10 protein-coding genes are annotated in these 13,084 nt (G+C 37.3%); 1 reads left to right on the forward strand and 9 read right to left on the reverse strand.

Going from position 1 to position 13,084, the window contains the following annotated elements:
- Positions 1-172: 172 nt before the first annotated feature.
- Positions 173-1,426, reverse strand: a complete 1,254-nt coding sequence (locus tag acsn021_RS17290; RefSeq protein WP_184092420.1) for a peptidoglycan-binding protein — start codon at positions 1,424-1,426, stop codon at positions 173-175.
- Between the two features lie 223 nt (positions 1,427-1,649).
- Entirely contained in the window at positions 1,650-2,561 is a 912-nt protein-coding gene (locus acsn021_RS17295) for a polysaccharide deacetylase family protein (RefSeq protein ID WP_184092280.1), read from the reverse strand.
- A gap of 143 nt (positions 2,562-2,704) precedes the next feature.
- On the opposite strand from acsn021_RS17295, the gene acsn021_RS17300 reads away from it, so the two are divergent.
- Positions 2,705-3,259 (forward strand): DUF3877 family protein, encoded by a 555-nt coding sequence (locus acsn021_RS17300; RefSeq protein ID WP_184092281.1) that lies wholly within the window; start codon positions 2,705-2,707, stop codon positions 3,257-3,259.
- A 222-nt stretch (positions 3,260-3,481) separates the two neighbouring features.
- Here the strand turns inward: acsn021_RS17300 and acsn021_RS17305 are convergent, their stop codons facing one another.
- The 7 genes from acsn021_RS17305 to acsn021_RS17335 form a co-directional block, all read right to left on the reverse strand.
- The gene (locus tag acsn021_RS17305) at positions 3,482-6,523 is read right to left on the reverse strand and encodes a hemoblobin-interacting domain-containing protein (protein ID WP_184092282.1); all 3,042 of its coding nucleotides are present in this window, start codon (positions 6,521-6,523) and stop codon (positions 3,482-3,484) included.
- Between the two features lie 152 nt (positions 6,524-6,675).
- The gene (locus tag acsn021_RS17310) at positions 6,676-8,358 is read right to left on the reverse strand and encodes an S-layer homology domain-containing protein (protein ID WP_184092283.1); all 1,683 of its coding nucleotides are present in this window, start codon (positions 8,356-8,358) and stop codon (positions 6,676-6,678) included.
- 316 nt (positions 8,359-8,674) lie between these two features.
- Positions 8,675-9,238 (reverse strand): RNA 2',3'-cyclic phosphodiesterase, encoded by a 564-nt coding sequence (gene thpR / locus acsn021_RS17315; protein WP_184092284.1) that lies wholly within the window; start codon positions 9,236-9,238, stop codon positions 8,675-8,677.
- Positions 9,239-9,448: 210 nt separating this feature from the next.
- Positions 9,449-10,138 carry an MgtC/SapB family protein gene (locus acsn021_RS17320; RefSeq protein ID WP_184092285.1) on the reverse strand — a complete coding sequence of 230 codons (690 nt, stop codon included), beginning with the start codon at positions 10,136-10,138 and terminating at the stop codon, positions 9,449-9,451.
- Between the two features lie 243 nt (positions 10,139-10,381).
- A complete protein-coding gene (locus acsn021_RS17325; protein WP_184092286.1) occupies positions 10,382-11,449 on the reverse strand; it encodes a branched-chain amino acid aminotransferase in 1,068 nt (355 codons plus the stop codon).
- Positions 11,450-11,685: 236 nt separating this feature from the next.
- Positions 11,686-12,381, reverse strand: a complete 696-nt coding sequence (locus acsn021_RS17330) for a GntR family transcriptional regulator (protein ID WP_184092287.1) — start codon at positions 12,379-12,381, stop codon at positions 11,686-11,688.
- On the reverse strand, positions 12,365-13,069 hold the full coding sequence (locus acsn021_RS17335) for a hypothetical protein (RefSeq protein ID WP_243167829.1): 705 nt from the start codon (positions 13,067-13,069) through the stop codon (positions 12,365-12,367). The genes acsn021_RS17330 and acsn021_RS17335 overlap by 17 nt, the downstream gene beginning before the upstream one ends.
- Positions 13,070-13,084 lie beyond the last annotated feature (15 nt).

Genomic DNA, 13,084 nt, shown 5'->3' on the forward strand with positions numbered 1-13,084 from the left:
TACAAGCATTTTTTATTTTTTATTCCATCTAATTATTATTCATATTTTTTTATAATTATAAATTAAATTTTATAATTTAGCAAGCTTATTTTAAAGAAAAATTTAAAAAAATAGTACCAAAGCATTTATGGTTTCCACTCATGTTTTGGTACTATTAAAAGCAATCCGTTACTTAGTTTAATTCTGCAATTCTTGTTACCGCCACATATAGTTCAGAAATTCTATACCAGGTCGGTAAGTCAACAATTCCATTCGCCGGAAGTCCGAAGGTTTGCTGAAAGGCTCTTACAGCAGCCTCCGTCTGAGGCCCAAAAGTACCGTCTACAGCTATTCTTGGTATTACAGAGTAGACATTTGCTATGGCATTTAACTGCTCTTGCATCTGCCTGACACTGTCACCTCTTGAGCCTATGGTTAAGTTCGCACCCGGCCAGGAGGAGGGAACCCCTGCTACCTCATTAGCTGAATTAATATACATATCCGACCCATAAAAATTTTTGATAATCTGAATGGCAGTATATCCTTGGTCTCCAAGGGATTTAGATCCCCATTGTGTCATCCAGCCTGGGCATTGGACTCTTCTGCCGTCACAATACTGAGTCAAGATTGGCTGCTTTACATTTGGCCTGGATAAAAAATTATTAAATACCTGGTCAACTGCTAAACCGATGTTATCATAAATATTCCTCCCTCTCATCCATTTATGGTCAAAGGCTGTAGAGGAGGTTATGGTAAAATTATAGCCTTGATTGCGATACCATTCCGTATACACACGGTTTAAAGTAAAAGACATAATTGCCAGTATATTGGCTGTAATGGTTGATTCCGGCCAGGTAGCATATATTTCACTGGAAGCTACGTTCTTGATATAATCTCGGTATCTGACGTAATAATTTTCGGCAGAAGTGTCTGAAGGCGGCCCGTCATGAACAACAACAAACTCAGGTACAACTACACTTGGCAGTACAATCTCTCCTGTTTCATTCGTAGGCTTTATTTCCGCTTCAGCTATTTTAGGCGGATAATCACCATAAAGGGTGTGAGGAGGTATCACATATACTTCTTCCCCCTGGGCAACCCTCATATTAATGGGCTGTACGGCCGTTACATCCGGAAGTATTTCTGCTCCGCTGACCTCTACTTCTTCAAAACCCTCTGCAGTAACCTGAATGGTATATACCGAATAGGGTTGTTCAAATATAGCCGGATCCAGGCTGTATTCCAGAGGAGGTGCGGGCAATTCGATTACAGGGGAACGCCCCAGTTCATCGGTTGTTAATTCTTCAACTACTGATGTTGGATCACCGGTATAGGCTATTCTTATAGTGGCATTTTGTATTGGTCTTAGTCCCAACTCGGTAACAGTATTAACCCAGAGCCTGCCAAGGGATTGTGTTTCCATCTGAGCTGGATACAGCCTGGGCATATTATGTTCAACTTTGGTTATGTTATTATGGACACTGTTTTTAGGCGATATGGGGGAACCATAATACTCTTTTTTATACATATTTCACGTACCCTTAAAATATTATCACTACCAGTATATGCTTCTATTTTGTAAAGTGTACCACCTCAAAGTTGTTTTTAGTTTTTTCAAAAATATATAATGCATTTAAACATTGGGTATATAATTTATTTAACTATATTGCTTATTTATTGCCGAACTGGTAAGGTTCTCTATTCTCTAATGTATCAAAAACATAGCCTTTATCCTGTATTTCTTTTATTATTTCTGGAAGACTTTTTGCTGTCAGCCGATTAATTGCCGAATCGTGCATAAGTATAATGGGTTCCTCATAACGTGATAAATCTTTCAGAACATTTTTCTTTATTTTGTATTCCGTCGGATTTCCCACCGAATCCTCAGCACTTACATTCCAATCGTAGTAAGTAAAGCCCCTTCTCTTCATCTCCCCTATTAATTCATCTCGAATGCCTCTATTATACATATTATAACTGCCCCAGGGAAAACGAAATATATTCACCTGAACACCGGTTATATCATATATGAGTTTATAATCTTCATAAAAGTCCTCTAAAAATGCCTCTACCGAAGAGTATATTTCTTTATAGTTATGGGAGAAGGTATGTATTCCTATTGTGTGTCCGTCGTCTACCATTTGCTTTAAGTATTCTTTTTCCTCCTCCTTCATTGTACTTCCTACTATAAAAAAAGTTGCTTTTACCTGATTTTTCTTAAGTATATCCATAATATCCTTGGTTATATGGCTGGGACCGTCATCAAAGGTAAGGTATACTTTTTTTTGCTCTTTTAGCAATATAATCGGCTTTACACTCTCTACGTACATATCCGGATACATATCCGTATAATTTTTTCTATTCTCTTCTCTAAATACCCTTAATCCAGCATTTTCCTTCCCTGCTTTTTCATTCTCAGCCTTTACAAGTGCTGCTATATCTTCCTCTGCTTCCCATACAAGAATCGCACCCTCTTGCTTATAAAACTGCTCCTGATTGCTCATTTTATCTATTATACCTAACCGGATAATTAAAACACTTAGTATAACTACCAGCATCCATTGTATTCTTTTGCTCACCATGCCAGGTCACGCCTCTTTTATCTTTCTAACATCTTATGAAAACAACAAAGACCAAATGCCATTGACTTAGAATTTTATCTGTATTAGAATGTAGAAAAGAAAAATGCTAACTTTATATTCTATAGACAGGAGATTAATATACAATGGACGGATTTAATAATCTGGAGGAGAACATAGAATCTGCTATTTATGAAGGCCTCTTAAAACTAGGCTATGCAGATAACGAAAGCTTTAGTATATATTACGATTTGGACTTATTAAACCACTTGCTGGAAACAGAGTTTATCTCAAAGCAAAAGTGCCTTGCATACTTGGATGAATTCAAAACTTTTGCTGATCCTCGTTTTTTCAATCTGATTATTACTTTGGAAGGCGGTCGTTTTAAATTTACCGTTCCGGCGGAAGGCATTACTTACATTTCTGATAAAAATAAAGATAATCACTTTTTACAAAACTTGATAAAGAAAGTAAATACTCATCAATTTACTTTGGAAGATATTCTGGATATTTTTGATAAGTATACTCCCGGATATATTTGTGAAGAAGCAGACCATCCTGAATATAAATATATCATTTATTTTAAAGACCGTAGTTTGGATAAATTTAAGTACTGCTTTAATTTCGATGTTCTTGGCAATTATTATCATAGACTGATAGAATTCAGCTATCTGCAAAGTTTACATGAACACGAGAATTAAGCCGCTTAATAAATTCCTGATTATACAACATCAAAAATAAGTATCCGTAGCTCCTAATCTGATTAAAAAGTGCAAAGACTCCCTTTCTACACTCCCTTTATGGTTCTGTATAATAGAAAAGTCTTTGCACTTCTTTTATAGATGTATGACTGTGACCTTACTAATACTAAAAACTATGGACTAAAATTGCAGTACTATATCAAATTGGTCGTTCTGTTACTCCTATTCGGATAAACCTTCTACACCCTCTGTGGTCTCTGTGTTTGGAATACTTTCAATTACAGGATTCTCTATATTAGCTTCTTCCGGCTCCTGAACGGCTTCCTGATTCGTTTCAGCTTGTGTACCAACCTTTTCTTCTGCCACCACCAGCTTTATCTGTAAATCATAATATCTTCTTGCCTGTACTGTAACGGTATACTCTCCCGGAGTTCGCGGAAGATGATTTACTGGAATAATAAGGTAATAATCCTTACCCATATTCATAAATCCAGACGCCTCTGTTACAATGTTATATCCTACAGGATTCTCATTCAATAACACGTTTTTAATCACCGTATTAAGGACATAAGAGGACTCTCCAATCATTGCGCTGTCTATCTTTACCTTAACAGCTTCCCCTGCCTTAACCGCCACAGTGCGCTCTGCTGCACTTGGAGCTTGGTATAAGGGGGCAATTGTAGTCTGCATCTTTACATCTTTATAACCTTCTGATTTTATAACTATAGCCTGTAATCCTGAATCGACGAACGCACTGTCATAGAACTGAATATAGGAACTATAGCTTTGCTTTTGATAATCTCTACCAGCTATTAATTTACTGCCATTGATATAGATTTCACCTACAGCATTTATCCACTCAGTGGATTCCTGTCCCGATATGCTTACTCTGTAATAAGCACTTACCTTTTCAAAAACTGAGGTGGGAGGTACTTTTCCTGGTTCTAAAACTTCTGGATTTTCAACTTCTTCCGCTTTTTCAAGTGTCACCTTGATTGCAGTGTCATTATACCCATGTGCTTTTACAGTTATAATAATCTCCCCGCTAAGGGAACTGTACTCGCTATTTATAATTTCCAGAGTACCATTGGTAATGTCCTTACTGAAGGCAACCTCGTTTCCATTCACGCTCACAGAAGTAATTTTATCCATATAAGCTACTATTTCTGCACTATTTTCAACAGAAAGTAGAATTTTTTCTGCTGTATTGCTTTGCTTTAAAATAAATGCAGGCGTAATTAATGATTCTGCCTTCTTTTCAAACGTCAAATTCTCATAACCATTTGCTTTCAGGGTAATCTTAGTAAAGCTTCTGTTAAACATATCTTTATTTATAATTAATTGATTTCCATTAAAAATGGTGTCTATGGGTGCTACGGTACTTAAAATTCCCATCTCAATCCGATATACGCTCTCCTGCCAGTTTTTATGTTCGCGGTCAAATACAATAGTGAAGGTATTTTCATCCTCCCTTACCTCTGTTATAGACGGAAGAGTAAAGTCAATTGCTGCATTTTCAGGCAGCAATTGGAACTTATAATATCTAGCTCCATAGCCGCTTGCTGATATACCAAGAGACTGCACATTGGTATCTTTAAATTCCTTTGCAAATATAACCAGACGGTTTTGCTCGATTTTATAAGAAGCTCCGGCTCCAGTCTGACTTTCTGTGTATAGGGCTTTCCCATTTAAAGTAATACCGGTAATTTCTTTAGCATACTTAGCTGGTAACAGGATAGAGACATTCTCCCTTAGATGAGGAGTCCCCTCCAGTGTAAGTTGTACTTCTGACGGCTCAAGTACAAGCACCTGTGTATAGGTTGTGTATCCGTCAGCAGCTATGGTTATAAGGTTTTCTCCGCTTAAAAAAGCTGCTTTGTGAATACTAATTGTATTCCCTGAAACCGTATACTGGCTCTTATACAACTCTGTGGAACCGATTCTAATTGTATGAATGGCCTTTGCCCAATCACTGTCGGTATAACCTAAGACAACATCTTCGTTGAAATGAGCTGTAAGAACAGATACTTCAACTTTCTTTCCGTCAGCCTCAGATGAATCTATAATATCTCCGTACCTGCCGTTTTCTAACATGTATTTTATGTTAAACGGTGTTCCTCTATATGTATCATTTTCCGATTGATAGAAGTTTTCAAAATCAAGGTATTCACCAAGGATTTTACATTGCATGGCTTGATTCATATATGTATTCCAGTCAGCATATCTTTTAGAATCTTTCGTCCTTGCTCCTACCCGTCTGCTGCCTTCAAAATTATTCCACGCTTCAAATACCTTTGAAGAAGCTGCCGTCTCCGCTTGTAATACATTTAAAATATAGGCATTTGCTACCATATCAAATTTAAAAACCACATCTGCGTTGACCATGGTGCCTGTAGCGCCACTGACACCGTCAACATCACCTGAGCCGGAATCCCCACCTCTTGTTGCACTGCTGACTGCATCAAGCTTCATTGTACCTATACTATTACTGCCGTTTTCCCCTACTAAGAATTGGTAAGTTGCGTTGTGATGACCGTCTGCTTTTACAGTAAGGCTATGTAATCCTTCTGTTATAAGTGCTGTGTTTGATATTATAACCCGGTTGGAGACCACATAATAATCCACAAAATTTCCTGCCAAGGTTGTTCCATCCAATACTACTTCGTATATAGGATTGTTTATACCATAATTTAGTCCCAGAAGCTCAAACTTAACCTCCTGCCCTGCCTTTGGCATACCACTAATTATCTGCATTGTAGGCGCAGGGTTTAAAACTTCTATTTTAGTGCCAACTATATTATAACCATGTGAAAATATAGTTATCTGATGCAAGCCATTCGTAAGCTGGTTATTGGCTGAAAGGATAATTACATTTTCATCCGGCACAGACCTAAACTGTAACTCCATTCCACTAGTGGGTGCCTCGTGATACGGATTTTTAAGAATTACCTTATAAACATTTTTCTGCCAGTTCTTATATTTCTCATTATTAGAGATTTTAATAACCACATCCTGCCCGCTATCAGCACCGGGAGCGTACACAGGGGGTACGTTATCATCTACCACCTCAATCGTTGAGAAACTAGTAGTAGTCGGGAAAACCATTATCTTTCCATTTTGGTCATAAGGAGCTAAATAATAATCCCACACTGTCATAGGACCATTCACCAAAACTTCTTCCGGCGCGGCTAAGGCTGAATTTACAATAGCTTGGGAGGCTATTAAACTCAGTAAAATTACCGCAATTATTCTTTTAAATTTCATATTATTTAAATTCCTTTCTGTTTCACACTAGTTCCCACTATATGCCATAAATCAGGGTGTGAAATGGATTTTTATTTCACACTAGCTCCCATTGTATGCCGTATCTGCTTGCTGATATGGCATTACCATAAATCAGGGTGTGAAATGGATTTTTATTTCACACTATATTCCTGTATTTTGGTGCCTTTAACAATCTTAACTTTATGCTCATTACGATCCGAAAGTTCATATTTTACAATTGATTTTTCTGTGGTAACCGGTGTGAATAAGACAGCTTCACCATCTACTGTTACGGCATAGTCCTTTAGAGAACCTTCTGCAAACTGTATTACCAGATAGCGGACATACTCAAATTCAATAACTTTAACAGTGTGATTATTTGGTATAGGCGTTTCTCCATTGCCATTCCCGCCGGGAGTATCACCTCCGGGAGCTTCACCTCCTGAGTTATCTCCTCCGGGGTTAACACCACCTGAATTGCCTCCTGAAAAACTTTCACCGCTGCTTACAGTGCTGTCAGCAGTTTCTCCTATACTGCTTTTATTTCTTGAAATTCCTGCAATTATAACTGTAATATTGTCTCCAATTAAAATTGTTCCCGGTTCCTTAGATAGATTAACCCCATGAGCTTCTATACTAGCAGACATTATGACGCCCTTACCGGTAATAGTACTGTTGCTTCGAATAACCAGAACATCTACCGTTGTATCTTCCTCTAATTCTATCACTGAACCTTTTGCAGATTCTGATAATTCAAGCCTTTGAATCATTCCCTTGGTAAGTGTTACATTGGCCTTAGCTGACTCTACCTTAACATTACCAAAGTTTCCTACAAAACGAACGCTATGCTCCTGGGGTACCATCTTTACTGTTACCTCCCCAAAAGCCTTGTTCCTTTTAGTAGCATTATACAAAGTTGTTCCGGCTGCTACGTTTGTTGCTGCTATACTTGTTGAACCATTTGCCTCAATTCTGACTTTCCCATTTCCCTTTGCAGAAACTAATCCTTTCCTTACAATTGTATCCTGAAGCTTAATGCTGTTTTCTCCACCGCCCAATACAAATACTCTTCCATTCACCGTCACTCTGTCTAAAGTTACGTCTCCTTCGCCTACTCCCTGCGCTATATAGAGATTACCCTTAATTGTCATATCTTCCAAATTAACACCCGGTGCATTAATAAAAAGGTTACCGGTTATATCATCTGTATAGAATCCAGCCTCGCTTATTATCTCCCCTGTCATGCTATGTAATATAGTTGTCAGTTCGTCACTGCTGATGAGCCCTTTGGGTGAAAACGTATTCCCAGAGCCAGTTATCATGTAACCGTTCTTAACCATATATTCCGCTGCTGTTTTGTAAACCCCTCCGATTGCTTTACTATCTGCAATCCTAATAGTCTTTTGTGAGTTATCTTCTGCATGATAAAAAGCTCTGTATAGAATTAATGCAGCTTCCTGTCTGGTAACGGGTTTATTACCATTAAAGTTTCCCTTGGCATCTCTTTTTAATATGCCGGCTGCATCTACTTTTAAAGCTGACTCTCTATACCAGTCGCTATTCTTAACATCTGAAAACATCATATCCGCTTTTATCTGGTATACGAATATTTCATCCAGCATTTTTGAAAACTCTGCTCTTGTAATTACTGAACTTTCAACCTTCTGACTTGAATTTTTTACTTCTGTATGTTCCTGTGCCGCTTTTTTTACCTTTGGTTCCACGGTATTGCTTTTCGCAGCTGCAACTCTGAAGGATGATTGTGCTTGAAATCCTAGTACCAGTGACATTAGTATTACCAATGCTCCTGTAATAACGCCTTTTTTACTGTACATCTGTTCTCTCCTTTTTACATAATAATTATCTCTACCCATCCTATTCTACGCTTATACATCATCCTTTCCTTCCGGCTTTATTCGTTGTTGTATACAGCCATAAACTAAGCTATGGCAGCATTACTTTCGTTGTGCATACTTGTAGTTTCAACAAAATATCCGCAAATTCTACAAATGTTAGTCTTTTCTAACTTCACTCATTATACCAATTAACATCCAATTGTCAATACGATTGCTCTTAGCAATAATTTTTATCAATATACCAATAAAAGTAAAATTTACAAAAGTAATCAACAAAAAAAGAAACCCGAATAATTCAGGTTTCCTCTGTTAGTCTTACGGAGTATATTTTGGTATAGGTTAATTTACCATCTACCCTATGTGATTTCATTAGATTTATTTCATCAATCTTCTGACATAGACTTGGAACTTTTCTTTTAAAGTTTTCAAACTCATAGTCTGTTCTTAGAATAATACCTCTTCCCAATGTTAAATGTGGTTTAAATTCTTTTTCCTCCGCATAAAATTCAAACCGTTCCAATTCTTTTTTGATTTCATTATATAAGAGCTGTAAAGATGGATTTTCTCTTATACCAACACAGAAGATATCTCCTTCCCTCCTTTTGAACCGGAAGGCACCTTCTGTATATAAATAAAAGGGGGTGAGAAAAGACTTATTCGATATGTTATCAAGAACCTTACCTGCATCCTCGATGTATGAGGTTTCTCCCAGAAATGCCAAAGTTAAATGAAAATTTTCTCGATGGGTGAGATTTCCTTTTAACTTATTTCTTTTTAATTCTGATGTTAAATCAAACAGGGCATTTTTAATATCTTCAGAAAAATTTATGGCAATAAATAATCTTAGAATTTCTTTCATACGTTTTCTTCCTCTCTTATCCATAACTGTTGCTATAATAAAATTTTGCACTGTTTATACTTATTATATAGATTCAAAAAACTCTTTATTCAAAAACTCAAAGCAGACTGGATTTTACAAATGCCTAATTAAACATAGGTATTATTCACATATAAACTATCCATCACCAAATTGGTAAAGGGCTTTTTATTCCCTAAACTAATATTTTTATTAAAGCTCCTCAACAGAGGCTACTTCTTTAATGGTCCCTAACAAAGATAATATTTTTTCATGATCATGTTTTTCTTTTTGCTTAATCGTAATAAACAAACCAATCATATCTTCTGAATCCCTGTTTTTTACCATATCTACATTGGTTATCTCCATATTATTGGAGCGTATGCTGTCAAATACCAGACTTACTCCCTTTACAGAAGATAATTGAACATATATTTCCATTAACTTTGTTTTTGACATTACATAATTGTCAAAACGGTGTAATAAAGTCATGCTCCCTAATATGAAACTGCAGCCGATTATTGCTCCTTCGTAAAACCCAATACCTATGGCTAAGCCCATACATGCTGATGCCCACAGTCCAGCAGCTGTTGTTAAACCTTTTACCTGCTGTTTGCCAGTAATTAAAATGGTACCAGCCCCTAGAAAACCGATACCGCTTATAACCTGTGCTCCTAGCCTGGTGGGATCGGAACCATAACCCATTATATCATTTATGTATTGGCTGGTAATCATAACCAACGTTGAACCAATACATACTAAAATATGAGTACGAAAACCCGCCGGTCTTCTTTTTCTACTTCGGTCGTAACCAATTAAACCACCGCAAAGGGTAGCCAGTGTCAGACGTACAATTATTGATAAGTTATTAATCTCTTTTAATTCTCTTATAAAGTTTTCCATTCTGCTTACTCCTCCAGCCATATTATATGTTATATAAAATATTTTGCCTATAACTTTCATTCCGTGCTATAAAATAAGGTCAGAGCATCCTGTTTCTTCCTTAGTTTACACAAAATTTCTGTTGATAATGATATACATTTTAACCAATCGTATTAAGAAAGTAAAGCAGGAATTAGAATTAGGCGGATATCTGCACTTTGATTATGCTGATATCCGCCTATGGCAAATTTTTCTATACTTATCTTACACTTCTACAATCCACTGAAAATTGTCTTCTATTTTTCCTAATTGTATACCGGTAATAGTATCATATAATTTCTGACTGTATTCACCGATACCGCCATCCTTAACCTTCATTATGGTATCTTCCCATCTTAACTGACCTACAGGAGAAATTACTGCAGCGGTTCCGGTTCCAAATACTTCTTCCAGTGTACCGTTTTGATGTGCTTCATGAATTTCCTGAATAGAAATTCTTCTTTCTTCTACCGGTAGTCCCCAGCTTTTACATAGATTAATAACAGAATCTCTGGTAACACCTGGCAGGATACTTCCTGTTAATACCGGGGTCACAATCGTTCCATTAATCTTAAAGAAAATGTTCATGGCCCCAACTTCCTCTACATACTTTCTTTCTACACCGTCAAGCCATAATACCTGTGAATATCCTTCGTCATGGGCTTTTACCTGTGCCTTTAGTGAAGCAACATAGTTCGCTCCTGTTTTTGCATCACCAATACCGCCTTTTACAGCACGCACATAATCATCTTCAATCCAGATTTTAACCGGATTTAAGCCTTCCGGATAATAAGCGCCTACTGGAGATAGTATAATCATGAACTTATACGTATCTGATGGCCTCACACCAAGGAAAGGATCCGTAGCTATCACAAAAGGTCTGATATAAAGAGAAGTGCCGGGTTTTGTAGGAATCCAGGATTCATCCAGCTTTACCACTTCTTTTATAGCCTGAAGAAAATCTTCTTCCGGTATTTCAGGGATACAAATTCTGCGGTTTGTTTTATTGGCTCTTTCAATATTCTTGTCAGGACGGAATAACAGAGTTTTTCCATCTTCTGTCTTATAAGCTTTTAACCCTTCAAACATTTCCTGTCCATAGTGGAAGACCATGGCTGAGGGTTCAAGACTGATAGGCTGATACGGTATGATTCTGGCGTCCTGCCAGCCGTTTTCTATGTCATAATCCATTACAAACATATGATCCGTAAAAATAGTTCCAAACTTTAATGGATTATCAGCCTTTGGTAAATCTTTTGGGGTTGCTGTTTTTTCAACTCTGATATCTAACATCAAACACGTCCTTCTTTCATTTTATCACAAATTTTTATATAACTATAATATTAATCTTACAGTGTAGATTTTTCAAGTATTTTTTCCTGGTTGTCCAAAATTCATTAAGATTAATCAAACTACGTCTTTGCAATGCTTTCTGTGAACTAAAAATACTGTAACTTATGAAAGGACCGCTTTATGATAACCAAAGCTCCTCTTGTAAGTTACAGTATCTTCTATTATAGTATCCATTCCTATGTCCTTATAGCCGCTGCATTTATCTGAAAAAAATGTGGATATTGCTTTGACATGCTCTTTACCTGCTCTATCATATAATTAGAGTGTTCCGTTACAACCTTACGCATTGTCTCTATATCCCGTTTTCGAGCTGCTGCAACCATTTTTTCATGTTCATCAATAACCATATTCTCCACACCATTCATCTTACCATTTAATAAGCGTATGCGGTTATAATGGGAAGTTACCTCTTCTATGGTATACCAGGAAAGTTCTTCCCCTGCCGTCTCAAAAATCAATTGGTGAAAGCGGTTATCCTTGCAGTAAAAATCAAGAAAATGTTCCTTTTTCATATATTTTTTCTGCTTATTCACCAGCTCCTGCATCGTGTCTGCCACCAGCTCACTACACTTGCGGATAAATTCTTCCACTACAGCCGATTCCAGAGAATTACGAATAAACCATTCTTCTCTAACCCTCTGCAAATCAATTTTTGATACCACGGTTTTACGCTGCGGATAAATTTCCACCAGCCCAGACTGCTGAAGACGGACTACTGCCTCACGTACCGGAGTTCTACTGACACCATAACGTTCAGAAAGTTTCTGCACACTGACATCAGTCCCCGGCTCCAGCGTCATATTCATGATGTCATCCCTTATTTTATTGTAGGTTACATCATTCAATGAATTACTGTTATTTGAAATTTTCAACTGTTTCTCTACACCTTCCTGAACTCATTCCTAATACTTCACGATACATTTTTTCAGCGCCGGAGGTATCATACCCATAATACAAAAGGATGTCCAGTAAAAATGGTGAATAGCTTAATCCATTCAATTCCTTTGTAAATGCCATTGCTCCGATTTCCCCCAAAACACGTATCGTAGAATAGTTTTTAAAGCCCATGAAGTTCCATAGCAGTATTTTTTCTGTCCTAGTATAAATCTCCCTACCATACTCTTCCTCTAACCTATGAAAAACTTCATGCCCCAAGATAGTATCCATTATACCATCTTGCAGAAAAAGTTCAACCAGATTTGAATCAGCTTTAGAAATCAGCTGTACTGCTTGACTTACAGGTTCTGTCATAATTTCTATTTTGTCCGGTGGCGTATAGCAGGCAAATAAGATCCGTTTACCCGCCATAGAGGTCTTTTGATAGACTACCTCAACATTTAATATTCGGGCAATGGCACGCACATCCCTCGTGCCATATTCTCTTATGATTCGCTTGGCATACTCTCTTCCACATTCCATAGCACGGTATATCATTACTTCTCTTTTTCCAGCAGAGATACGCTTGTTGAGAAGCTCCCTGGTGAAAGCATAGTTTCCCCAGGTCTCATCATCCAGCGTTAGCAGCTTATGAATCATTTTCTCAAACCTGTTTTGCCCCAACGTAGTTCCTCCTTA

The organism is Anaerocolumna cellulosilytica, from assembly GCF_014218335.1.
Lineage (GTDB): Bacteria > Bacillota > Clostridia > Lachnospirales > Lachnospiraceae > Anaerocolumna > Anaerocolumna cellulosilytica.

What these genes read in the sequence shown, in the direction of transcription:
- acsn021_RS17290 (WP_184092420.1), bottom strand. Translation starts at nt 1,426, where the DNA reads ATGCCCAGGCTGTATCCAGCTCAGATGGAAACACAATCCCTTGGCAGG.
- acsn021_RS17295 (WP_184092280.1), bottom strand. Translation starts at nt 2,561, where the DNA reads ATGGTGAGCAAAAGAATACAATGGATGCTGGTAGTTATACTAAGTGTT.
- acsn021_RS17300 (WP_184092281.1), top strand. Translation starts at nt 2,705, where the DNA reads ATGGACGGATTTAATAATCTGGAGGAGAACATAGAATCTGCTATTTAT.
- acsn021_RS17305 (WP_184092282.1), bottom strand. Translation starts at nt 6,523, where the DNA reads ATGAAATTTAAAAGAATAATTGCGGTAATTTTACTGAGTTTAATAGCC.
- acsn021_RS17310 (WP_184092283.1), bottom strand. Translation starts at nt 8,358, where the DNA reads ATGTACAGTAAAAAAGGCGTTATTACAGGAGCATTGGTAATACTAATG.
- thpR (WP_184092284.1), bottom strand. Translation starts at nt 9,238, where the DNA reads ATGAAAGAAATTCTAAGATTATTTATTGCCATAAATTTTTCTGAAGAT.
- acsn021_RS17320 (WP_184092285.1), bottom strand. Translation starts at nt 10,138, where the DNA reads ATGGAAAACTTTATAAGAGAATTAAAAGAGATTAATAACTTATCAATA.
- acsn021_RS17325 (WP_184092286.1), bottom strand. Translation starts at nt 11,449, where the DNA reads ATGTTAGATATCAGAGTTGAAAAAACAGCAACCCCAAAAGATTTACCA.